We start from the raw sequence: 21,089 nt of genomic DNA on the forward strand, positions 1-21,089 counted from the left end.
GGCGGCCTTCCATCACGGAAGGCCGCCGTCGGCGTATCTCAGCTCAGGTTGTCCTTGTCGACGACCTCGCCGGTGACGATGTCGTCGTTGGTGGGCCGGGCTCGAGGGCCGAACGTGGAGGGCATCGTGGCGGTCACCAGGCGCTTCTGCACGACCGTTGCCAGGATGCGGCGGAAGAACGGGCGGGTGAGAGGCAGCATCAGCACCACGCCCAGGATGTCGGTGACGAACCCCGGGGTGAGCATCATCGCCCCGCCGAGCAGGATGAGAGCACCATCGGCGATCTCGGTGGACGGCATCTTCCCTGCCGCCAGCGCGTTCTGCAGCGCCGTCCAGGCTCGGGCACCCTCGCGGCGCACGATCCAGGCTCCGATGACCGAGTCGGCGATCAGCAGCAGGATCGTCCACCACACGCCGATCAGCTGACCGACCTGGATGATCACGAACAGCTCGGCCAGCGGCATCACCAGGAACAGAAGCACCAGAAGCCACGAGAGCCGGCGTCGTCGAGCGGTCATCGGCGGCCTCCCCCGATACGGTCCAGCCCGAGGCGGCGCAGCAGGCGAAGCACCTGGTCTCGTCGTTCGGCCAGGCCCCAGCGGGTCACCCGGCGCATCGACTCCGCAGCGACCGCCGAGCTCATCTTCGACTCTCCCCGGACCCGCTCGATGAACTGGATCGGGACCTCCTTGACCGTGAGGCCGGCCCGCAGCGTACGCGTCACCATCTCGGTCTGGAAGACATAGCCGGTCGACTCGACGCTGCTCAGCTGCAGCTTCTCCAGCGTCGTACGCCGGAAGAGCCGGTAGCCGGCGGTGGCGTCGTGCACGCCGATACCGAGCAGGAGACGGACGTAGAGGTTGCCGCCCACCGACAGCAGCCGTCGCGACAGCGGCCAGTTGACCACCGATCCGCCGCGGATCCAGCGGGCACCGATCACCAGGTCGGCGGAGGGGATCGCGTCGAGAAGCAGATGGAGCTCCTCGGGCTGGTGGGAGCCGTCGGCGTCCATCTCTCCGACGACGTCGTAGCCCTGCTCGATGGCCCACCCGAAGCCATGGAGGTACGCAGCTCCCAGGCCGGCCTTCTCGGTGCGGTGCAGCACGTGGATCTGGTCGTCGTTGTCGGCCAGCTCGTTGGCGATCGTGCCGGTGCCGTCAGGGGAGCCGTCGTCGACGACCAGCACGTCGACGCGCGGCTGCGCCTTGCGCAGCCGTCCGACGATCCAGGCGAGGTTGTCCGCCTCGTTGTAGGTCGGGATGACCATCACCGCCCGGCCGATCTCGGTCCAGGGTGGAAGCTGCTCGTTCGTCACGTAACGCCGGCCTTGTCGAGGAATGGGGTGGAGATCACAGGATATCCGCCCACCGGTCGAACCCAAGATCCCCGCAACCGCCGGCCTCCAGCGCTGCGCGCGCGGCGAAGCGAGCGCCGACGACACAGAGCGCGGGAGGACCAAGACGTTCTTCGGGCCGTTCCGATCCTTGCTGGAGACAAGGGGACGATCGTTGTCTAAGGGCGCCTTGGCCTTCCCGCGTTGCCCTCGCGGTCATGGACCGCGCCCGCGAAAACGGATCAAAGGCATGCCTGGATCGACACCCCCCGACCCGATTCGTCGAGCGCCGGTCCGCCGACCGCAACTCTGCATGGGCGAACGTTGCCACCATCACCCGCTGGCTCTGCGTAAGTCAACACGATGCTGACCTGCGCAAACACATGTTTCCGCAGGTCAGCCGCAGCCCGCTGGGCGCGAAAAAGCAAGGAATTCTCGAGGAACCTCGGCGTGTCGTCTTCATGTATCCATTACGGCCTTCAGGGAACGACGACGGTCCCTCGTGCGAAGGTGGCGAGGACCGGCTCCGCCAGCATCTCGGCGGCCCCCGGGCTGGCCTCGGTCGCGGCGCCCCGGGCCACGACGTACACCGCGAATTCCATCACCCGCGACCGGGTTCCGGCCTTGATCAGCTCGCAGCTGATCTCCAGGACGTCGCCGGCACGCACAGGGGCCTTGAACTGCACGTCGTCGTAGGAGGCGAAGAGCCCCTCGTCGCCGTCGGTGCGGATACACATCTCGGTCGCGACGTCGCCGAAGAGACCCAGGCTGTAGGCGCCGTCGACCAGATTCCCGGCGTAGTGGGCGTGGGAGTAGGGCACGTAGCGCCGGTGGACGACAACTGTTCCGATTTCGGGGCCGATCTGCGGCGACGTCATGCGGCGGGCTCCTTCGCGGTGGTGCGGTGAACGAGATAGGAGGCGACCTCGGCGGGAGTCGTGCCGCGGCCGAAGATGCGGTCGACGCCGAGCTCGGTGGTCATCGACTCGTCGAAGCGCGGCCCACCGGCGACCAGCAGCGGCCGCTCCCCCGCCGGATAGGCCTCGCGGAAGGCCGCCGACATCTCCCGGGTGTTGAGCAGGTGCGCGTCGCGCTGGGTGACGACCTGGGAGACGAGCACGGCGTCGGCGCGCCGGGTGACGGCGGCATCGACCAGGGAGGGCACGGAGACCTGGGCGCCGAGGTTCACGACCTCGATCTCCTTGTAGTACTCCAGGCCCTTCTCCCCCGCGAACCCCTTGATGTTGAGGATCGCGTCGATCCCGACGGTGTGGGCGTCGGTGCCGATGCAGGCGCCGACGACGACCAGCGGACGCCGCAGCGTCTCCTTGATCACCGCATTCGCCTCCTTGGGCGTCAGCAGCGGGAAGTCCCGCTCGACGACCTGGACCTTGTCGACGTCGACGAGGTGGTTCACCTGCCCGTAGACGACGAAGAAGGTGAAGCCGTCGCCCATCGGCTTGGAGTGGACGACCATCGCCGGCTCCATGCCCATCTTGTTGGCCAGCTGCAGCGCGGCGCCGTCCGCGACCTTGCTGTGCTTCATCGGCAACGTGAAGGAGACCTGCACCATCCCGTCGCCGGTGGTGTCGCCGTAGGGCCTGATCAGGTTTCCTTGGCTCATTCCTCGCCCTCCAGGATCGTTGTGGCCGGGTTGTAGTACGCCTCGGACTTCTCGGCGACGCCCTCGAGGCCCTTGCCCGCGTCGGCGGGGCGCTTCATCAGGCCGAAGGTGCCGTCGGCGATCGCGTCGAGAAGCCCGTTGGGCTCGTCGATGATCTTCCCGAGCAGGTCGATCGACTCCCCCAGCACCTCGCGCGCCCGGTTGGCGATGAAGCCGTCCGGAGCCGGGTGGAAGTCCTCGCCGAGCCGCCCGGCCGCGTCCATGACGTACCGGACGTTCTGCAGGGCCAGGTCGCGGTCGGAGATCCAGGGCGTCACGACCGCCTCGGTCATCATCCCGACCAGCAGGATGCCCTGGCCGGTCATCGCGCCGGCGAGGTTGAAGAACCCGTCGAGCAGGTAACCCTTGAAGATGTCGCCGGTCATGTGCCGCGTCGGCGGCATCCACTTCAACGGGGCGTCGGGGAAGATCGACTTCGCCAGCAGCGCATGCGCGAGCTCGAGGCGGAACGAGTCCGGTACGTCGGGGTTGATCTCGAACGCGTGGCCCAGCCCCAGCTGCCAGTTTTCGAGTCCCGCCTCCTTGGCGAAGTACTCGTTGAGCAGCTGGGAGGTGGTCACCGTGTGCGCGGCCTCGACGGCGTCGGCGGTGGTGAGGTAGTTGTCCTCGCCGGTGTTGATGATGATCCCCGCCCGGGCGTGGATCTGGCGCGAGAGTCGCTGGTCGACGAACGTACGCACCGGGTTGATGTCGCGGAACAGGATCCCGTACATCGAGTCGTTGAGCATCATGTCGAGACGCTCCATGCCCGCCAGCGCCGCGATCTCCGGCATGCACAGCCCGCTCGCGTAGTTGGTGAGCCGGACGTAGCGCCCCAGCTCGCGGCTCGTCTCGTCGAGGGCCGCGCGCATCAGCCGGAAATTCTCCTGGGTCGCGTACGTCCCGGCGAACCCTTCCCGCGTCGCCCCCTCGGGCACGTAGTCGAGCAGCGACTGGCCGGTCGAGCGGATCACCGCGATGATGTCGGCGCCCTCGCGCGCGGCCGCCTGGGCCTGCGGGATGTCCTCGTAGATGTCGCCGGTCGCGACGATGAGGTAGATCCACGGCTTGCGGGGCGCATCGCCGATCTCGCTGATCATCCGCTCACGGGCCACGCGGCTGGCATCGAGCCGGGCGATGCCGACGCCGACCGCCTCGCGGGCATGCTTCGCGGCCAGCTCCGCCTCGGCGCCCTCGGGCAGGCGGAAGGTCACCTGGCCGGCGGCGGCCTCCTCGGCCAGGCGCGCGAGATCGTTGTCCGCGCTCCGCGCGGTTACTCCCTCGTTCGGCGCGAGCGGACGAGCAAGCTCGCCGCTCGGCCTCACTCCGGTCGTCTCGTAGGCGCCCAGCGCCTGCCACACCGGCAGCGCGATCCCGTGCTCGAGGCCTACGTCGGCGCGCACCGCGTCGACGAGATGGTTCACCCACGGGGTGCCGTCCGGATCGGCGCCGCCGAGCCCGGCCAGCCGCAGGGTGGCCCGCTCCACGGCGACCGTGGTGTGCTTCTTGGCCATCTCGACGATCGGGTCGCCGACCTTGGCTGCCAGCGCGCGGGCCTGGGCGATCGTGCGTGGGTCCAGATCGAGTCTCACCAGACACCCTCCTTCTCGAATACGGTCCTGCCGTCGACGACGGTCTGCAGGCAGTTGGTGGTGACGTCGGCGACGTCAGGTGTGGTCAGGTCGGGGAACGTGGTGCGGTCCCACACCGCGTAGGTGGCCCGCTGCCCGACCGCGAGCGTCCCGGCGTCGTCGATGCCGGCCGCGTACCAGCCTCCGACGGTGTGCGCCGCGAACGCCTCCGCGGGCGTGATGCCCTGGCCGGGGGTGCGGTGGTGCACGGCCGCGTGGACCGCCGCCCACGGGTCCAGCGGGGTGACCGGGGAGTCGGAGCCGAAGGCGATGCGTACGCCGGCGTCGAGCAGGGTCCGGAACGGGTTCATCTGCTGCCAGCGCTCCCCCAACCTCGCCGCGTACATCCGGTCCGGGCCGCCCCACAGCCCGTCGAACATCGGCTGCATGCTCGCGATCACCCCGAGGTCGGCGAAGGTCTCGGTCGCGGCCGGCGAGGGCAGCTCGCAGTGCTCGAGCCGGTGGCGACGGGTCCGCAGGGTCTCGGCGCCCAGCGCCTTCTCGGCGAGCCGGAACGCCTGCGCGATGTTGTCGATCGCCTGGTCGCCGATGCAGTGGAAGCCGGCCTGCAGGCCGCGCCGGGTGCAGCCGATGATGTGCTCGGCCATCTGCTCGGGGTCGAGATAGGCGTGGCCTCGGTGGCCGGCCAGATCGGCGTAGTCGAAGGTCAGCGCAGCGCTGCGGGATCCCATCGAGCCGTCCGCGCTGAGATCTCCGGCCAGGCCGGAGACGTCGTCGAGGCGGTCCAGGTCGCCGAAGCCGAGGTGAGCGCCCCAGTAGTAGGTGCCGTGCACCCCGGCCTCGGCGGCCTGCGTCTGCACGGCGACGAGGTCCGACTCGGGGCCGATGTCGGGTCCGGCGTTCTCGTGGAAGGCCCCGATGCCCAGGGAAGCCATCGCCTGCAACGCCGCACGGGCACCGCGCTCGGCATGCCCGGCCGGGGTGAGGTCGGCCAGCAGCGGCAGCAACGCGCGTAGCGCCTCTCGCTCGACGCGCCCCTCGGCGCTCCAGCCGGGCAGTCCGGTGATGCCGGGAGCCTGGGCCATCAGCGCGCTCGAGACCACGCCGGAGTGACCGTCGATGCGGTTGAGATACACCTTGCGGCCGTCCGAGGCACGGTCGAGCTCGGTCGCGGTCGGCAGGGTCGGGTCCAGCCAGAGCGTCTCGTCCCAGCCCTGGGCGAGGACCAGGTCGTCGGGGCCCAGGTCGGTGACGTACGCAGCGACCATGTCGAGCACGACCTCCCGGCTGGACGCACCGCCGAGGTCGAGCCCGAGGATCTGCTCTCCGGTCTCGACGACGTGGACATGGCTGTCCACGAAGGCCGGTGTCACCAGTCGGCCGCCGAGGTCGACCACCTCGTCGGGGCTCGTGAAGCTGTCGGGATCGGTGCCGGTCCAGACGATCCGGCCGTTCTCGACGGCCATCGCGGTGATCGGCTCGGCTGGGGCCAGGCTCGTGTGGATCCGGCCATTGCGCAGGAGGATGCGAGTCACGGCGCCAGTCTGCCCTCGAAGAGAGTTCGTACGCCGCGGTTCGCGCGGAGAAGATCCAGGGCGTACGCCGCGTGGCCGGGGACGTAGCCGTTGCCGACGAGCATCGTCACGTCGGCGGCGAGGCCCTCGGCGCCGAGCGCGGCTGCGGAGAAGGAGGTCGCCATGGAGAAGAAGACAACGGTGCCGCTGTCGGCGGTGGAGAGGATGGCGCCGCCCTCGCACCCGGGCACGTCCACGCACACCACGGTGACGTCGGCGGGGCCACCTGCCGAAGCGGAGCTCGAGGCAATGGGCGCAGCCTTGGTGACCGCGTCACGCAGTGCCACGGGGTTGCGGGCGTCGGCGATCACGACCTCGTCGGCCAGACCGGCGTCGCGAAGGCGCTCGGCCTCGGCCTCCGTCGGCACGATGCCGATCAGGTGACCTGCTCCCGCGTCGCGGGCCGCGGCCAGCGACAGCGACCCGGACTTGCCGCCACCACCGATCACGGCGACCACACCGCCGGTGTATCGCTCCGAGACGACCCGGCGGGTGAGCGCCGGCGCGCCGCACACGTCCATCACCGAGAGAGCCAGCTCCGGGGCCTCGTCGTCGGGGAGGACGGCTGCGATCGAACGGCCGAAGAGGATGGCGTAGCCGTCGCACGGCACCTGCTCGTCCTCGCCGGCCCATCGCTCGAGCCCGTCCTCGATGACCAGCGGCGTCAGCGTCAAGGAGACCAGGGTGGCGACACGGTCGCCGACCGAGAGGCCGAGGGGCGACTCGGGGCCGACCTCTTCGACGACACCGACGAGCATGCCGCCCGACCCGGTCACCGGGTTCTGCATCTTGCCGCGGTCGGCGACGATGTCGAGCACCTCGCGGCGTACTGCCTCTCCGTCGCCGTCGTGCGCGGCCTCCAGCTGCCGGAACGAGGCGGCGTCGAGGTTCAGTCGCTCCACCCGGATCCGCACCTCGTCGGGCCACAAGGTCTTTCGGGTGTCGAGTCGGCGGGCCGCCTGCGGGAGCGGCAACGAGCCGGCAACTGGCTCGTCGAGCACTCGGTGCAGGCCCGTCGGGTCGGAAGTGGTCATCGTCGTACGCCTCCTTGCGTGCATCTCACGGCGGACCATACCAGCGGTCGATGGAAGAATTGCGGCCGATGCTTGCATTGGCCGGAGGATCTCCCGCTATGGTGGAAACCATGACGGCAACCATCGAGCCCAAGACCCGAGACGGACAGCCCTACGCCTACCAGCGCGTAGAGCTGGTCGAACCCGACTGGACCCGGTTCCCAGGCTGGGCCGACATCACCGAGGAGCAGTGGCGCGACGTGCAGTGGCAGCGGGTCAACTGCATCAAGAACGTGCGCCAGATGCGCGCCCTGATGGGCGATCTTCTCGACGAGCGGTTCTACGCCGACCTCGAGCGCGACATGGCCGAGCGCGCGACCATGTCGATGCTGGTCCCGCCGCAGATGGTCAACACGATGGTGCCGTCCGGCGCATCGGCCGGCGAGGAGTTCACCGACGCGTTCTACGCCGACCCGCTGCGGCACTACATGATCCCGGTCTTCTCCGACCGCCGCACCGACTGGCCGTCCCACCCGCAGGCGAGCCGCGACTCGCTGCACGAGCACGACATGTGGGTCGCCGAGGGCCTGACCCACCGCTACCCGACCAAGGTGCTCGCCGAGCTGCTCTCGACCTGCCCGCAGTACTGCGGCCACTGCACCCGGATGGACCTGGTCGGCAACTCGACCCCGGTCATCGACAAGCTCAAGCTCACCGGCAAGCCGGTCGACCGCCACGAGGCGATGCTCGAATACCTCCGCAACACCCCGCAGGTGCGCGACGTGGTGGTCTCCGGCGGCGACGTCGCCAACCTGCCCTGGCCGCGGCTGGAGGACTTCCTCACCAAGCTGATGGCGATCGACAACATCCGCGACATCCGGCTGGCCACCAAGGGTCTGATCGGTCTTCCCCAGCACTGGCTCCAGGAGCCGCTGCTGGAGGGGATGAACCGGGTGACCACCATCGCCCGCGAGCGCGGCGTATCGCTGGCGATCCACACCCACGCCAACCACGCCAACTCGGTCACTCCCCTGGTCGCCGAGGCATCCAAGGCGCTGCTGGCCGCTGGCGTGCGCGACGTACGCAACCAGGGTGTGCTGCTGGCCGGCGTCAACGCCGACAGCCACAGCCTGCTCGACCTGAGCTTCCGCCTGCTCGACGGCGCGCAGATCATGCCCTACTACTTCTACATGTGCGACATGATCCCGTTCAGCGAGCACTGGCGGGTCTCGGTCGCCGACGCCCAGCGACTGCAGCACGACATCATGGGCTACCTGCCCGGGTTCGCCACTCCGCGCATCGTGTGCGACGTGCCCTTCGTCGGCAAGCGGTGGGTCCACCAGATCGCCGACTACGACACCGAGCGCGGGATCTCCTACTGGACCAAGAACTACCGCACCTCGATCGAGGCGAGCGACCCCGAGGCGCTGTCCAGGACCTACGAGTACTACGACCCGATCCACACGCTGCCCGAGTCAGGCCAGGAGTGGTGGCGTACGCACGGGGAGTGAGCGGCCGAGGCGCTCAGTGCTTCAAGGTCGGCCGGTTCTCGTAGTAGGTGTACATCGCGATCGTGGTCCGAGTGCCCACGTTGGCGACCGAACGGATCCGGCCGAGCAGCTCCTCGAGCGCCTCGGGGGTCGCCACCCGCACCTTGAGCATGTAGGACTCCGCGCCCGCGATCGACCAGCAGGCCTCCACCTCGTTGAGGTCGGCGACCCGCTCGGGGCAGTCGTCGGGCTGGGATGGGTCGAGCGGCGTGACCGCGACGAACGCCGTCAGCGGGACTCCGATCGCGGCGTAGTTGACGGTGGCGCCGTAGCCGGTGATCAGGTCGCGCTGCTCGAGCCGCTTGACGCGCTGATGCACCGCCGAGGTCGACAGACCGGTGGCCTTGCCGAGATCGGTGTAGGACATCCGGCCGTCCTCCGCGAGAAGCTGAAGGATTTTACGGTCGGTGGCCTCTATCTCAGGGGTAGTCACGGCGACAGCGTACCGACAACAACAATATCTCCGCCGAAACGTCCAAAACCGCGATCGATATCGAAAGATTTGCGGCAAGTCGTGGACCGAGTGAGCCCCAGGAGGGCGATTCAGGAGGCCGGCCCCACGCGTCAGCGGATAATGTGCACAGCGTGGCTGAACCTCGAATGCTCTTGCTGGACACCGCGTCGCTCTACTTCCGCGCCTTCTTCGGCGTGCCTGAGATCAAGGCGGAGGACGGCACTCCGGTCAACGCCGTCCGAGGCCTGCTGGAGTTCATCTCCCGCCTGGTCAACGACTACTCCCCCACCGATCTGGTGTGCTGCTGGGACAACGACTGGCGCCCGCAGTGGCGGGTCGACCTGATCCCGTCCTACAAGTCGCACCGAGTGGTCGAGGAGATCGAGACCGCCCCCGACGTGGAAGAGGTCCCCGACCCGCTGCAGGTGCAGGTCCCGATCATCCGCGAGGTGCTGGCCGCGGCCGGGATCTGTGTCATCGGCGCCGACGGCTACGAGGCCGACGACGTGATCGGCACGCTCGCGACCAACGCCGGGATGCCGGTCGACGTCGTCACCGGCGACCGTGACCTCTTTCAGCTGGTCGACGACGCTGCCGGCGTACGCATCCTCTACCCGACCCGTGGTGTGGGCGACCCCGACCTGGTCGACGAGAAGTGGGTGCTCGCCAAGTACGGGATCAGCGCCGCGCAGTACGCCGACTTCGCGACGATGCGCGGCGACTCCTCCGACGGGCTGCCGGGGGTGAAGGGCGTCGGCGACAAGACCGCGGCCAAGCTGCTCGACCAGTTCGGGGATCTGGAGGGGATCATCGCCGCCGTCGCCGACCCGGCCACCTCCCTGACCAAGTCCCAGCGTCAGAAGTTCATCGACGCGGTCGACTATCTGGCGGTCGCGCCGAAGGTCGTGGCCGTGGCCCGCGACATCCCGCTGGACCGCAGCCGCACGACACTGCCCAACGCGCCGGCCGACCCGACCCGTCTGCGCGAGCTCGCCGCGACGTACAACCTCAGCTCCCCCGTCGCGCGCTTGGAAGCCGCTCTCGCGCGGGTGTGACCGAGGTCGCCACGAAGCAGTTCAGAAAGTTTGTAGAAACGGCATCATCACCTGCGTACGACTCCGTCTCCTTGGCAAGACCACCAAGAAGGAGCGGACGAATGAGCGACATCAAGCACCCGACAGTGCAGCAGGACATCCAGATCTCGTGCCTCGACCCCTGGGGCCGCACGGTCGAGGTGCCGACCACCCTCGGCTACCGCGAGAACGACCCGTACGCAGTGAGCCTGACCTTCCACTCAGGCGCCGGTGACGTCGAGTGGGTCGTGTCCCGCACCCTGATGCTGCAGGGCCTGGCCGCGCCTGCCGGCGAGGGCGACGTGAAGATCTACCCGAGCATCGACGAGGACGCCAAGGCTGTCGCCGTCTTCGACTTCAGCTCCCCCGACGGCCGCCTGATCGCGACCGCCGACTCCAGCGAGGTGCAGACGTTCCTCGGCAAGTCCTTCTCGGCCGTCCCGGTCGGCGCCGAGGGCCAGCACATGGACCTCGATGCGCTGGTCGCAGACCTGCTCGGCACCTCCTCCGACGTCGAGTAGGCACTCCGCCCGTCTGCTCCTTCGTCTTCGCACCCTCTCGTCCCGGCTGTCCGGCACGAGAGGGTTCGTCGTTTTCGCTGACCGGAAGTGTTCTCTCGCCGTTGCCGCGTCAACTGTGGTAGTGATGTGCGTCACGCGTCTCTCTCGGAGGTCACATTGCTTCCCGCTTTCCTGTCTCGCGAGCGAACGGTCGCCGGTCCCGGCTTCAGCCGTTGGCTCATCCCGCCCGCCGCCCTCGCGGTCCACCTCTGCATCGGCCAGGTGTACGCCACCAGCGTCTACAAGACCGCCCTGGTCGAGCACTTCGACACGAGCCAGACCGCGATAGGACTGATCTTCTCGATCGCGATCGTGATGCTCGGTCTCTCCGCTGCGGTGATGGGCACCTGGGTCGACCGCAACGGACCCCGCGCGGCGATGACCGTGGCCGCGATCTTCTGGGCCTCTGGATTCTTCATCGGTGCCCTCGGTATCGGCACCGGCCAGCTGTGGCTGGTCTACCTCGGCTACGGGGTCGTCGGCGGCATCGGCCTCGGGATCGGCTACATCTCCCCCGTCTCCACGCTGATCAAGTGGTTCCCGGACCGGCCCGGCCTGGCGACAGGCATGGCGATCATGGGCTTCGGTGGTGGCGCCATGATCGCCAGCCCGTTGAGCGGCCGGCTCCTGTCGCTCTACGACCCCTCCTTCACCGGCGACGGCACCACAGTCCCCGACGGGCATGCGGTGATGATGCTCTTCCTCACCCTGGGCGTCGTCTATCTGGTCTTCATGTCCTTCGGCGCGGCCACGGTCCGGGTGCCGCCGGCGGGCTGGACACCGGCCGGCTGGGACCCGGCAAGCGTCAAGGCCAAGAAGCTGGTCACCACGGCGAGCGTCTCGGCGAACAGCGCGATCAGGACCCGGGCATTCTGGCTGGTGTGGATCGTGCTCTTCTGCAACGTCACCGCCGGCATCGGGATCCTCGAGCAGGCGGCCCCGATGATCCAGGACTTCTTCCGCGTCGATGGGGTGTCCGCCGTCAGCGCGGCCGCGGCCGGCGGCTTCGTGGGGCTGCTCTCGATCGCCAACATGGCCGGTCGCTTCGTGTGGTCCTCGACCTCCGACGTCATCGGCCGCAAGCCGATCTACATGATGTACCTCGGCGTCGGCCTGGTCCTCTACCTCCTGCTGGCGACCGTCGGAGACGCCTCGATGGCGCTCTTCGTGCTGCTCGCCGCGGTGATCCTGTCCTTCTACGGCGGCGGCTTCGCGACCGTGCCCGCCTATCTCCGTGACCTCTTCGGCACCTTCCAGGTCGGCGCCATCCACGGCCGCCTCCTGACCGCCTGGGCGGCGGCCGGGATCGCCGGACCGCTCATCATCAACGCATTCCTGGACGCGCAGGGCGAACCCGGCACGCTCACCGCGGAGGCCTACCGTCCGGCGCTGCTGACCATGGTCGGTGTCCTCGCGGTCGGCTTCGTCGCCAACCTCCTGGTCCGCCAGGTCCCCGACAGGTTCCACGAACCGAAGTCCGCCGACCCCACCGAGACCGAGAGGAGCGCAGCATGAACCCCAAGGTCGCAGGCGCCTGGGCCCTGGTCGGGATCCCCCTGGCCTACGGGATCATCGAGACGCTGCGCCGTGCGGCGCAGCTCTTCACCGGCTGAGCTCTGTCGCCGGCCGCTCAGAGGCCGAGCAGGCTCGACTCGTTCGTACGCCACGCCTCCTGCGCCGCCCGAGTCACCGGGCCGTGCGGGAGGGTGCGCGTGCCCCACTCGGTGACAGCCTGCACGTCGCGCAGGCTGGAGGTGAGGAAGACCTCGGTGGCGTACTCCTCCACCTCGGCGAGCGGCTCGTCGGTCTCCTCGGCGCCGAACCACTCCATCACCAGGGCCCGGGTGATCCCGGCCAACGGACCGCTGGAGAGCGTCGGGGTCTTGAGCGCACCGTCGAGCACGTAGAAGACGTTGCTCCCGGTGCCCTCGCACAGGTCGCCGACGGTGTTGGCGAAGATCGCCTCGCTGGCGCCGTGCTTGTGAGCCTCGGCGAGGGCGATGACGTTCTCGGCGTACGACGTCGTCTTCAGGCCGGACGTCGCGCCGCGCTCGTTGCGGCGCCACGGCACGCTGACGACCTTCGTCTCGGTCGGCAGGGGCGTCGCGTCCTCGAGGCCGACCACGATCGTCGGTGTCACCTCCGCGCGACCCGACCCGAACGGCGCCGGCCCACCTGTGACGGTGATCCGCAGGCGCCCGTACGCCGTCGGGCCCGCGCCCAGCACAGCCTCGACGCCCTTGGTGACGAGCGTGCGGTCAGGCGTGGGCAGGCCGAGGCCGTTCGCCGAGCGCTCGAGGCGGTCGAGATGGAGGGTGAGCGCGAACGGCCGGTCCTCGATCACCTTGAGCGTCTCGAAGACGCCGTCGCCGACGACCAGACCATGGTCACGGATGGAGACCGCCGGGGCGGCCGGGTTGTCGAGAAGATGACCATCGATCCACGCGCGCATGCAGCAACTCTAAATCGTGCCTGATCAGAGCCGGGAAAGCGCGCCGGTGCGACCTTCGAGATGTCCAGCGAATGACACGCAGGTGACCCCCGATTTGTCGCCGCCACGTGGCTCCGTTAATGTTCTTCTCGTCGCCAAGGGCACGGGAAACCGGCCCGAAGCAGCAAGCGGACGTAGCTCAGTTGGTAGAGCGCAACCTTGCCAAGGTTGAGGTCGCGAGTTCGAGCCTCGTCGTCCGCTCGGAGTAGGTCTCCACCGGAGGCATTGCCTCCAGCGGTGGGTTGGCCGAGAGGCGAGGCAACGGACTGCAAATCCGTGTACACGGGTTCAAATCCCGTACCCACCTCGAAGCACCACCCTGATGTAAACTGCAGGACACAAACTGAATAACCACGGACGATTGGCGCAGCGGTAGCGCGCTTCCTTGACACGGAAGAGGTCACTGGTTCAAACCCAGTATCGTCCACCAACGAGAACCCCGCCTGACCTGGTGAAACACCAGATAGGCGGGGTTTCGCTTTGTCCACATTCGGGATGCCATCCGCGCTTGAGCGACAAAGTGAGTGACAAACGCTTTGCCCTACGCGTCCTTCACCGTCGTTCCGAAGACTTCGTCCATCGCCTGGGCGCCGGTCTGAATCACCGGACGGATCTGTTTGCGATACACCCGTTCGGTGACGGCGCTGCCGCCCTTGTGTCCCACGAGCCGTGAGATCTCGTCGATCGGCACACCGTGTTCGGACAGCGCCGAAACGAACGAGTGGCGGAGCTCTCGTGGCGTCCACTCCGTGTGCTTGAGGCTCGGTACCTTCTTCAGTGCACGACGAAACGTTCGACGCACGTTGGCCGCGTCGAGTTCGGTGCCAACGCCGGTTGTGAAGACGAGGTCTGGGCGCGGCCAGGACTTGGCCTTCATCCGCCGCTGGGCCTGTCTCACGCGCTGCCGGCGTAGTTGCTCGATCGCCATAGCGGGGAGGGCGAGCGTTCGACGCGAAAGGCGTGTCTTGGTGTCTCCGCCGGCTCGGTCTGAACGCCAGACCTCGATATGCGGCGGGATAGGTGGACTTGAGTCTGGACTGCCCTCAAGGTGGACGTGCTCCCACCTCAGTGCCCGGAGTTCCTCGGTCCGAGCACCGGTGAGCAGACTGACGACGATATAGGGGTAGAACCCATCTCCTTCTGTCAGCGTCAAGACGTCTTGCGCCTGGTCCAGTGTGAGCGCTTTCGAAGGACGGCCGCCAGTCCCCCGCGGGGACTTGCAGAGCTCGACGACATTCCGCTCAAGGTAGCCACGAGCCATCGCGCGGCGCACGCTTCGGTTGAGGCACGACTTGACCGTCTGAATCGTCGACGTCGCCAAGATCGGGCGAAGGGTGAGCAGCCATGTGTCGACCTCTTCGGCGCGGAGATCACGGAGCCGACGCGCGCCGAGGTTGGGCACGATGTGCTTCCTGGAGAGGATCGAGTACTTCGTCCGTGTGCTCTCGTCCGTGTCGGCGTCGAGACCGAACTTCAGCCAGTCTTCGACGGCCTGTTTGACGGTGTACCTATCGGAATGGACAACGAGGCCAGCTTCGTAGTCCTTGACTGCCTTCGCTAGCTTGCGCTCAGCCTCACGCACTGACGTCCCTGAGCCCTTGCGAGTGATCCGCCGGCCGTCCGCGCTGTAGCCGACGGTCTTGGTGGCGATGTAGCGCTGTCGCTTCTCGTCCCAATGGCACCCACCCTGCCCCGGCTTGCGCCGGGGCGAGGGCGATTCGTTCGGATTGCTCTTCGTACTCATGCTGCACCCTTCTCCGTGAGGCTCGCGACCCACTCCGACAGCGCATCAATCGGCACGAGGCGGCGGCGTCCGATCTTCACGGTGCGAAGGTCACCAGCGCGAATCAGGTCGTAGACCGCGGTACGGCTCAGGCGAAGCGCTTCCGCGGCCTCCTCGACTCGGTAAAGGACCGGCGGGATCTGCAGCGGATTTACGTCACTCATCGGTGAGTTGTCCTTCGGGTCGTCCGGTCGGAGTTCGTGTGTCGGCATCGTCTTCTTGCGCTCCTTCGGCTGTGTCGCTGATCTGCTGGACCAATTGCGTGTGGCTGGGGCTGAAAAGTGACCCGGAAACCCGGAAACCCGGTGAAACGTCCTCTGACCTGCGGTTATAGGTACCGGGTTTGTTTGTGTCAGTTGGGTGGTCAAACCCGGTGGTCCGGTGATTTACCGGGTTTCCGGGTTTCACGTCCTCTCCCCCGTCGAGAAACCCGGTGGAAGTAATCCCAGGTCAGAGTCGGTTCCACCGGGTTTCCGGGTTTCCGGGTTTGTCTTGGAGGTTCCGGGAGGGTCCGGTGTCTGATCGGGCTTGGGTGCGTGTTCGATCCAGTAGGCGCGGCAGTTGGTGACGGGGTCGCTCTCGGAACGCAAGACGATGTCTCCGCGCCATCTGCCGACTTGTCCGGTGAGGCGCCGGCCGAGTGTCTTCACAGAAAAGGACTTGCCGCTGTTGGTGGTGGGGAAGGTGCCGTCCCAGCGGTCGGCCATCCCGACCTCTGGTTCAGCGCTTCTGCGCAGCTCTGCTGCGCCGACGTGGCGGGGTCCGTAGACGCGGTCCCACTGAAGGAGGAATGAGCGCCATTCTGCGTGGTCGTCGTCGAGCTCGCGGGCATCAGCGTGGTTGGCCAGGAATGCGGGCACCTGGTGGTGTTCGAGAAGGCCGCCAAGGTAGCGGGCCCAGCGGGAGAACTGCCGCATCTGCGGCACGCTCTTCGAGATCGGTGCCCCGGCACGGGTCCAGTCAAGGATCAACACGAGCAGGTGCCGCAGCACGACGGCTTGGTTGGCGGGGTCGAGGATCCAGGTGTCGAGGTTGGGGATGGAGAACCCGGTGCGTTCCTCGGGGTGGGGGCAGTCGGGATCGAGGCGCACCCACACAGCACGGGAAGCCATGTCGCCACCGGTCCGCAAGTTGTTGCCGGTCGCCAACCAGAGCCGGTCGTTAGCGAAGGAGGAGGCGGAGTTGGTGCCGAGGCGGCGGTCGGTCCAGGTGCGTTCGGTGACCAGGCGGGCCAGGACGGCGGAATCGATGACGCAGCCTTCGATGAGGTTGTCGAACACAATCACACCGGCCTGGTCGGCGAGCACGGTCGTGATCGACTTCCTGAGTTCCTCGTCGGAGTCGGTCCACGTAAGAACGCGTTGGCCGACCAGCAGCCCGACGCAGGAGGTGAGGATGGTCTTGCCAGATCCGGGCATGGTCGCGTCCACGACCCCGAACGGGTTCAGCGCACGGGTGAAGGGATGCAGGATCGGTGTCGCGAGCAGCGCCAGGTAGTTGGCTCTGTCCGAGGGTGTACGCCAGGGGAAGTCACGCAAGAACGTCCCGAGCAGGAACTCGCGCGCCTCCGCCACCTGCTCTGCTGTCGGGTCTTCGGGGATCGGGTCGGTGAGGATTCGTCCGGCGAGGTAGTAGCCGGTGGCCTCGTCATATCCGGGTGTCTGCAGCAGGGTGCCGTCGGGTCGCAGGACGGGGGTGGTGATGACCTTATGCAGCACCGGGAGACCGGGCCAGGTCGACCGGGACAGCACCGACTCGAGTACGTGCCGGGGTGGGGTGATCTCCTCGTCATAGGACGCTCCCCCGTTCGCGCGTTGACGGGTGCGGTAGACCTCGGCCTGCTCTGCCAGCAACCGCGCCAGCAACGCAGGCCGCAGCTCAGCGGAACGCAGCGGCGGCGGCACATCCTCGTCACCGGAGACCAGCTCGGGTGCGCCGGAGACCTCTTCGAGGACGACGGGCGAGCCGTCGCGGACGTAGGTCTCGGAGAGCAGGCGTTGGTCCAGCGCTTCTGAGAGTGCCTTGATCGAGGCCGGGTCGGAACCGACCTTGACCCGCGGACGACCGTCCTCGGACAGCGACCGCAGCGCCGGGCGGCGCTCATGGTGCTCGGTGGTGTTCTCGCTCATCTGGTGACCTCCCGTGGTCGTATTCAGGCGGCTGTCTGGTGGATGCGGTGGCTGGTGCCCCAGCCGAGGGCGTCACCGGCACGGCGGCCGAGCCAGGCCGCGACGTTGACGGCAACGGCGTTGCCGGCCTGCATCTGCTGTTCGCCCTGGTTGCCGGTGATCACGTAGGTACGGGCGAAACGCTGGGCCCAGGCGGCCTCGCGGGGTTTGAGCATCCGGAAGTAGCAGTCCTCGACCTCGATCGCAGCCTGGAGCAGGGCGTGCTGTTCGCGCGTTGCGAGCGTCGAGAGCGCGTCAGCGGTGGCCGGGTAGGGCTTGGCGCCCTTCCGGTACGGGATCACGAGCGACTTGTTGAGCTGCGCGGTCTGGGTCCGCAGCGGCTCGGTGACCGGCTTGTTCATCGACGGGTCGGCAGTGGCGTAGCCGCCGTGGTGGGCCGAGACGAACGCACCCGGCGGGATCGTCAGGCCATGGTGGAAACCGCCAGCGCTGAAAGTCGGGACGGGGCCAGCGGAGACGAGGTGGTTGCGGCCGTGTTTGCGGCTCATGGTGACGAATGGCTCGCTCATCGCGATCCCGTTCTGGATCGCGGTTACCTGCGCGGGCGTCGGGGACTCCAGCAGCGGCCAGGCACGCAGGTAGGAGTTCTTCGCGCCCGAGGCGGCGTCCCAGGTGTTGCCACCGGCACCGATTAGGACGGGGTCGGCGATCGTGGTCAGGCCGAGCTTGATGCGGGCCATGGTCTTGGGGCCGAGGTCGCGCAGCCCGTGGGCTTCGCGGTCGCCGATCCTGGTTCCGAGGTCGGTCCAGTCGATCACCGAGGCGGCCGGGGCGACGTAAGGCTCGACCGGTCCGTGGTCGCCTTCGGGGCAAACGTAGATGTACTGCGGACCGTACTTGCCCACCGGCATCCCGCTGATCCGCTTGGTCTTCGGTTTCCACCATTGCCGGGCCTCGACGTCGTGGCCGCACTCCTCACACCACGCCACCGGCCGGGGCTCCAGATCGAGCAGGGGCACGTCCTTGCGGGTGATTCCGAAGTAGATCCGGTCGCGCCACTGCGCAGCCGGGTCGTTGTCCTCCCCGCCAACATGGGCGGCCGAGACGCACACGAGCTGGACGTCGTAGCCGAGGCTGGTCCATCCGTGCAGCCAGGTGCCGATCAGGTGCCAGTCGGCGGCCTCGACCACGTTCTCGACAAGGATCACGGCGGGGTTGTGGACCTCGGCGTAGCGCAGCACCTCCCAGAACGTCACCCGAGTGCGCTCGAATGCTTCGGCGGGCACGTGGCCGTGTTCCTCCCACAGGCCGGGCTGGTCGTGGTCGCGGGGCTTCTTGCGGCCGCCGGCCTGGCTCAGCTCGGTGCAGATCGGGGACGCCCACAGCAGGTCGGCCTTGGGCAGGTACCGGACGTCGACCTGCTGGATGTCGGCGCACAGGTGCTCGGTGCCGGGATGGTTCGCGGAGTGGGTCTCGATCGCACGCGACCAGTGGTTGGCGGCGACCTTGACCTCGAATCCGGCCTCGACCAGCCCCGAGGAGGAGCCGCCCATGCCACAGAAGTAGTCGACAGCGGTCAGGGTCATCAGGCGGCCTTCCTCGAGTTTTCGCGCGGGTTGGGGGTGCGGGGGTTGGCGGCTCCGGCGTGGAACCCAGAGCGGATCGTGTTGTCGATCTCGCGGGGGTTGCACTCGCAACCGGGGCCCATGAGCGAGTGCGCGGCGGTGGTGAGGGCGTCGTAGGCGGTGTGCTCGTCGAGCACGCCTCCGGCGATGAGCTGTCCGAGGGACTTCGCCGAGACGAACAGCCGGGTGTTGTGCTGTTTGGCCGGTGCGCTGGCGACGTTGGCGGCCTCTTGGGTGACGGCGCTCTTGACGTAGGCGGGCAGCCGGTCGGTCGAGGCCGGGATCCTGGTCGGTCCGGCCGGGGTGGGGCGGTGCTGGTGGCCGAGGAGGTCGAGCAGGAACATCGGGAGCGGGGCTGGCGGTCGGTCCTCGACGACCGTGTAGCAGCTCGTGCCGGTGCTGGTCGCGATGATCGTCGGGGGCGCGACGACGTAGCCACCGTGGGCGCGGGTGTCGATCAGCCAGCCGATCGTCCCGGCGGTGTTCCCGAACCGGGAACCCTCGGGAGCTCGGTAGTAGAGGTGGGTGCCTCCCGAGGGCGTACGCACGGTGAAGGTGCGTGTGATCGTGCCGCCACGGGCTCCGGCGATGTGGTCGAGTACCTCGACCCCGGTGGTGATCCCGAACCGGTTCCACGGCTCCGGGATCTCGGTGTCGGGCTTGTGGGTGTCCAGGTCGACCACGACCAGGCCGGAGGGACCGCATGCGATCCCGAGGCCGTAGGTCGGGGCGTCGTCGGCCCAGGCACGCCGGATCCGGGTCTCGTCGGTGGTCGCACGGGCGTCCCATCCGGCGTGGCCGTTCCTACAGCGCGGGTCGGTGCCTGTGCACTTGTCGGCAGAGTGGTCGGGGCGTGCTGGGCGCTTGGTGTTCGGCAGGAGCGGGAAGACGTGCCAGCCACGGGAAGCGGCGGCCAGGGCTCCGGCGAGCATCGGGCGGGTCTGGGGTGCGGCGTACATCAGGCGGCCCTCCTCGGGCTCGTGCGACGGGTCTGGGAGGCGTTCTGGGTGGTGCGGCGGGCCTTGTGGCGGCACAGGTCACCGCAGTACGCCGATCGGCTACTGGTGGCGGCCCGGGTGAACTCGGCACCACAGCCCCGGCAGGTGCGTCGCAGCTCGTCACCGGCGGCGCGCTTGAGGGCTTGGCGTTCGCGCTCGGTGGTGCCTCCCCACACGCCTTTGACGGTCCCGAGAGACAGCGCCAGGGCGAGGCATTCGCTCGTCACGTCGCAGGCGGCGCAGACCTTCTTGGCGGCCGCGGGGCTGGCCCCGGCCTCGGGAAAGAAGATCTCGGGATCGGTCTGCGGGCACAGCGCACCACGAAGATCCCCGGGCAAGCGCACGGCGTCAGGCGACGTCATCGCGGTTCGCCTCCTTGGTCCAGCGGTAGACGGTCCGCTCGGTGACCCCGAGCAGCTCGGCGACCTCGGGCACGCTCATGACCTGGCGCAGCTCGACAGCGGCACAGGCGGGGTGCACGTGGTTGCCGTCTTCCTCGCCCAAGTCCGTGGCGCAGATGGCGCACAGCCCTTCCTCGGCGTCGTCCGTAATGGTCTCGATGTCGTGGGTGTCAGGGATGACGGTCAGGACCGGTGCGGCACTGACATCCGGGATGACAGCGTCAGCCGGGGCGGTGATCTCGTGGCGCTCGTTGGCGGGGGCGGCGTCACCCTCGATGTCAGCCCCGTTGTCAGGGGTGGTGTCAGGGTCGGCGACCGGGTGGCCGCCGAGGAGCTCGCGGTAGGCGACCGCGCCGGCGGCGTGCTTCTCAGCCGAGGCGGTGAGACGCTTGGCGGCCCTGTTCTCGGCACGCTCGACAGTCACCTTGATCTCGGCCAGCGCATGCGTCCTAGCGGCGAGCCGGGCGGACTCGCGGTAGCCGGTGATGGTCTCCATGTGGGCCTCGTGGCGAGCCTCGATGACCGCCAGGGCGCGCTGGTCGCGGATCTGCGCCGTGCGGGTCCGGATGATTTCGGCGGTCTCCGGGGAGACGGTGACCTGGTCCCGGATCCCGTCAGCGACCAGCAGCAGCGCAGCCAGAGCCGGAATCGCCGACCAGGGGCCCATGTGCCCCACCGCAGCGAGCAGCACCGTAGAGGCAGCCACAGCGACCGCGGTGGCCGCCCCGAAGCCGTAGGCGGCGGTCTGCTGGCCGGACTTGTAGGCGGCGATCGTGGTGTGGCCAAGAGCGGCCCACACGACGTCGGCGGCCAGGGCAACGGCGACGCCGACGGCGGGTGCGGCGGAACC

The 21,089-nt window shown here is 68.3% G+C and carries 21 protein-coding genes and 3 tRNA genes; 8 read left to right on the top strand and 16 right to left on the bottom strand.

The window, feature by feature from the left end; genetic code table 11:
- Positions 1 to 38 precede the first annotated feature (38 nt).
- The 7 genes from H5T77_RS22050 to kdd form a co-directional block, all read right to left on the bottom strand.
- A complete protein-coding gene (locus H5T77_RS22050; RefSeq protein ID WP_292652759.1) occupies positions 39 to 518 on the bottom strand; it encodes an FxsA family protein in 480 nt (159 codons plus the stop codon).
- Complete coding sequence (locus tag H5T77_RS22055) at positions 515 to 1,267, bottom strand: polyprenol monophosphomannose synthase (RefSeq protein WP_472850362.1); 753 nt, start codon at positions 1,265 to 1,267, stop codon at positions 515 to 517. Before H5T77_RS22055 ends, H5T77_RS22050 begins: the two co-directional genes overlap by 4 nt.
- Before the next feature lie 545 nt (positions 1,268 to 1,812).
- Positions 1,813 to 2,211, bottom strand: a complete 399-nt coding sequence (gene kal, locus H5T77_RS22060) for a 3-aminobutyryl-CoA ammonia lyase (RefSeq protein WP_292652761.1) — start codon at positions 2,209 to 2,211, stop codon at positions 1,813 to 1,815.
- Positions 2,208 to 2,957, bottom strand: a complete 750-nt coding sequence (kamE, locus tag H5T77_RS22065) for a lysine 5,6-aminomutase subunit beta (RefSeq protein WP_292652762.1) — start codon at positions 2,955 to 2,957, stop codon at positions 2,208 to 2,210. The genes kal and kamE overlap by 4 nt, the downstream gene beginning before the upstream one ends.
- Positions 2,954 to 4,588, bottom strand: a complete 1,635-nt coding sequence (kamD, locus tag H5T77_RS22070; RefSeq protein ID WP_292652763.1) for a lysine 5,6-aminomutase subunit alpha — start codon at positions 4,586 to 4,588, stop codon at positions 2,954 to 2,956. Before kamD ends, kamE begins: the two co-directional genes overlap by 4 nt.
- Positions 4,585 to 6,123: an amidohydrolase gene (locus H5T77_RS22075; RefSeq protein WP_292652764.1), complete on the bottom strand. Its 1,539-nt coding sequence runs from the start codon at positions 6,121 to 6,123 to the stop codon at positions 4,585 to 4,587. The genes kamD and H5T77_RS22075 overlap by 4 nt, the downstream gene beginning before the upstream one ends.
- On the bottom strand, positions 6,120 to 7,196 hold the full coding sequence (gene kdd / locus H5T77_RS22080) for an L-erythro-3,5-diaminohexanoate dehydrogenase (RefSeq protein WP_292652765.1): 1,077 nt from the start codon (positions 7,194 to 7,196) through the stop codon (positions 6,120 to 6,122). The genes H5T77_RS22075 and kdd overlap by 4 nt, the downstream gene beginning before the upstream one ends.
- Before the next feature lie 110 nt (positions 7,197 to 7,306).
- On the opposite strand from kdd, the gene H5T77_RS22085 reads away from it, so the two are divergent.
- Entirely contained in the window at positions 7,307 to 8,686 is a 1,380-nt protein-coding gene (locus tag H5T77_RS22085; protein ID WP_292652766.1) for a KamA family radical SAM protein, read from the top strand.
- A 13-nt stretch (positions 8,687 to 8,699) separates the two neighbouring features.
- Here the strand turns inward: H5T77_RS22085 and H5T77_RS22090 are convergent, their stop codons facing one another.
- A complete protein-coding gene (locus H5T77_RS22090; protein ID WP_292652767.1) occupies positions 8,700 to 9,158 on the bottom strand; it encodes an Lrp/AsnC family transcriptional regulator in 459 nt (152 codons plus the stop codon).
- Positions 9,159 to 9,325: 167 nt separating this feature from the next.
- Between H5T77_RS22090 and H5T77_RS22095 the strand changes: the two genes are divergently transcribed.
- From H5T77_RS22095 to H5T77_RS25785, 4 genes are all read left to right on the top strand, one after another.
- Positions 9,326 to 10,234 (top strand): 5'-3' exonuclease, encoded by a 909-nt coding sequence (locus tag H5T77_RS22095; protein WP_292652778.1) that lies wholly within the window; start codon positions 9,326 to 9,328, stop codon positions 10,232 to 10,234.
- A 101-nt stretch (positions 10,235 to 10,335) separates the two neighbouring features.
- The gene (locus H5T77_RS22100) at positions 10,336 to 10,773 is read left to right on the top strand and encodes an SsgA family sporulation/cell division regulator (RefSeq protein ID WP_292652768.1); all 438 of its coding nucleotides are present in this window, start codon (positions 10,336 to 10,338) and stop codon (positions 10,771 to 10,773) included.
- Between the two features lie 156 nt (positions 10,774 to 10,929).
- Positions 10,930 to 12,327 carry an OFA family MFS transporter gene (locus H5T77_RS22105; protein ID WP_292652769.1) on the top strand — a complete coding sequence of 466 codons (1,398 nt, stop codon included), beginning with the start codon at positions 10,930 to 10,932 and terminating at the stop codon, positions 12,325 to 12,327.
- Positions 12,324 to 12,425, top strand: a complete 102-nt coding sequence (locus H5T77_RS25785; protein ID WP_420847477.1) for an MFS transporter small subunit — start codon at positions 12,324 to 12,326, stop codon at positions 12,423 to 12,425. The genes H5T77_RS22105 and H5T77_RS25785 overlap by 4 nt, the downstream gene beginning before the upstream one ends.
- 17 nt (positions 12,426 to 12,442) lie before the next feature.
- On the opposite strand, the gene H5T77_RS22110 is transcribed toward H5T77_RS25785, so the two are convergent.
- Positions 12,443 to 13,264, bottom strand: coding sequence for an aminotransferase class IV (locus tag H5T77_RS22110; RefSeq protein WP_292652770.1), 822 nt, complete (start codon positions 13,262 to 13,264; stop codon positions 12,443 to 12,445).
- Positions 13,265 to 13,431: 167 nt separating this feature from the next.
- On the opposite strand from H5T77_RS22110, the gene H5T77_RS22115 reads away from it, so the two are divergent.
- From H5T77_RS22115 to H5T77_RS22125, 3 genes are all read left to right on the top strand, one after another.
- Positions 13,432 to 13,504, top strand: a tRNA-Gly gene (locus tag H5T77_RS22115).
- 35 nt (positions 13,505 to 13,539) lie between these two features.
- Positions 13,540 to 13,610 (top strand) — tRNA-Cys (locus H5T77_RS22120).
- A gap of 48 nt (positions 13,611 to 13,658) precedes the next feature.
- A tRNA-Val gene (locus H5T77_RS22125) sits at positions 13,659 to 13,733 on the top strand.
- A gap of 111 nt (positions 13,734 to 13,844) precedes the next feature.
- Here the strand turns inward: H5T77_RS22125 and H5T77_RS22130 are convergent.
- The 7 genes from H5T77_RS22130 to H5T77_RS22160 all read right to left on the bottom strand — a co-directional run.
- Positions 13,845 to 15,047, bottom strand: coding sequence for a site-specific integrase (locus H5T77_RS22130; protein ID WP_292652771.1), 1,203 nt, complete (start codon positions 15,045 to 15,047; stop codon positions 13,845 to 13,847).
- Positions 15,044 to 15,250, bottom strand: a complete 207-nt coding sequence (locus H5T77_RS22135) for a helix-turn-helix domain-containing protein (protein WP_292652772.1) — start codon at positions 15,248 to 15,250, stop codon at positions 15,044 to 15,046. Before H5T77_RS22135 ends, H5T77_RS22130 begins: the two co-directional genes overlap by 4 nt.
- Positions 15,251 to 15,490: 240 nt before the next feature.
- Positions 15,491 to 17,215, bottom strand: coding sequence for a hypothetical protein (locus tag H5T77_RS22140; protein WP_292652773.1), 1,725 nt, complete (start codon positions 17,213 to 17,215; stop codon positions 15,491 to 15,493).
- A gap of 23 nt (positions 17,216 to 17,238) precedes the next feature.
- Positions 17,239 to 18,801: a DNA cytosine methyltransferase gene (locus H5T77_RS22145; protein ID WP_292652774.1), complete on the bottom strand. Its 1,563-nt coding sequence runs from the start codon at positions 18,799 to 18,801 to the stop codon at positions 17,239 to 17,241.
- Positions 18,801 to 19,799: a bifunctional DNA primase/polymerase gene (locus H5T77_RS22150; RefSeq protein ID WP_292652775.1), complete on the bottom strand. Its 999-nt coding sequence runs from the start codon at positions 19,797 to 19,799 to the stop codon at positions 18,801 to 18,803. The genes H5T77_RS22145 and H5T77_RS22150 overlap by 1 nt, the downstream gene beginning before the upstream one ends.
- A complete protein-coding gene (locus tag H5T77_RS25790) occupies positions 19,799 to 20,200 on the bottom strand; it encodes a WhiB family transcriptional regulator (protein ID WP_292652776.1) in 402 nt (133 codons plus the stop codon). Before H5T77_RS25790 ends, H5T77_RS22150 begins: the two co-directional genes overlap by 1 nt.
- Positions 20,187 to 21,089 (bottom strand): helix-turn-helix domain-containing protein (locus H5T77_RS22160; RefSeq protein WP_292652777.1); only part of this gene is annotated, 903 nt, incomplete at its 5' end. The genes H5T77_RS25790 and H5T77_RS22160, both read right to left, overlap by 14 nt.

The sequence above is a fragment of the Nocardioides sp. genome (assembly GCF_014360585.1).
In the GTDB taxonomy this organism is placed as follows: Bacteria; Actinomycetota; Actinomycetes; order Propionibacteriales; family Nocardioidaceae; genus Nocardioides.

Bases quoted from the DNA above. Each gene is read 5' to 3' on its own strand.
- H5T77_RS22050 (WP_292652759.1), bottom strand. From the start codon at position 518: ATGACCGCTCGACGACGCCGGCTCTCGTGGCTTCTGGTGCTTCTGTTC.
- H5T77_RS22130 (WP_292652771.1), bottom strand. From the start codon at position 15,047: ATGAGTACGAAGAGCAATCCGAACGAATCGCCCTCGCCCCGGCGCAAG.
- H5T77_RS25790 (WP_292652776.1), bottom strand. From the start codon at position 20,200: ATGACGTCGCCTGACGCCGTGCGCTTGCCCGGGGATCTTCGTGGTGCG.
- H5T77_RS22150 (WP_292652775.1), bottom strand. From the start codon at position 19,799: ATGTACGCCGCACCCCAGACCCGCCCGATGCTCGCCGGAGCCCTGGCC.
- kdd (WP_292652765.1), bottom strand. From the start codon at position 7,196: ATGACCACTTCCGACCCGACGGGCCTGCACCGAGTGCTCGACGAGCCA.
- kal (WP_292652761.1), bottom strand. From the start codon at position 2,211: ATGACGTCGCCGCAGATCGGCCCCGAAATCGGAACAGTTGTCGTCCAC.
- H5T77_RS22055 (WP_472850362.1), bottom strand. From the start codon at position 1,267: ATGGTCATCCCGACCTACAACGAGGCGGACAACCTCGCCTGGATCGTC.
- kamE (WP_292652762.1), bottom strand. From the start codon at position 2,957: ATGAGCCAAGGAAACCTGATCAGGCCCTACGGCGACACCACCGGCGAC.
- H5T77_RS22140 (WP_292652773.1), bottom strand. From the start codon at position 17,215: ATGAGCGAGAACACCACCGAGCACCATGAGCGCCGCCCGGCGCTGCGG.
- H5T77_RS22095 (WP_292652778.1), top strand. From the start codon at position 9,326: ATGCTCTTGCTGGACACCGCGTCGCTCTACTTCCGCGCCTTCTTCGGC.
- H5T77_RS25785 (WP_420847477.1), top strand. From the start codon at position 12,324: ATGAACCCCAAGGTCGCAGGCGCCTGGGCCCTGGTCGGGATCCCCCTG.
- H5T77_RS22110 (WP_292652770.1), bottom strand. From the start codon at position 13,264: ATGCGCGCGTGGATCGATGGTCATCTTCTCGACAACCCGGCCGCCCCG.
- H5T77_RS22145 (WP_292652774.1), bottom strand. From the start codon at position 18,801: ATGACCCTGACCGCTGTCGACTACTTCTGTGGCATGGGCGGCTCCTCC.
- H5T77_RS22100 (WP_292652768.1), top strand. From the start codon at position 10,336: ATGAGCGACATCAAGCACCCGACAGTGCAGCAGGACATCCAGATCTCG.
- H5T77_RS22135 (WP_292652772.1), bottom strand. From the start codon at position 15,250: ATGAGTGACGTAAATCCGCTGCAGATCCCGCCGGTCCTTTACCGAGTC.
- H5T77_RS22085 (WP_292652766.1), top strand. From the start codon at position 7,307: ATGACGGCAACCATCGAGCCCAAGACCCGAGACGGACAGCCCTACGCC.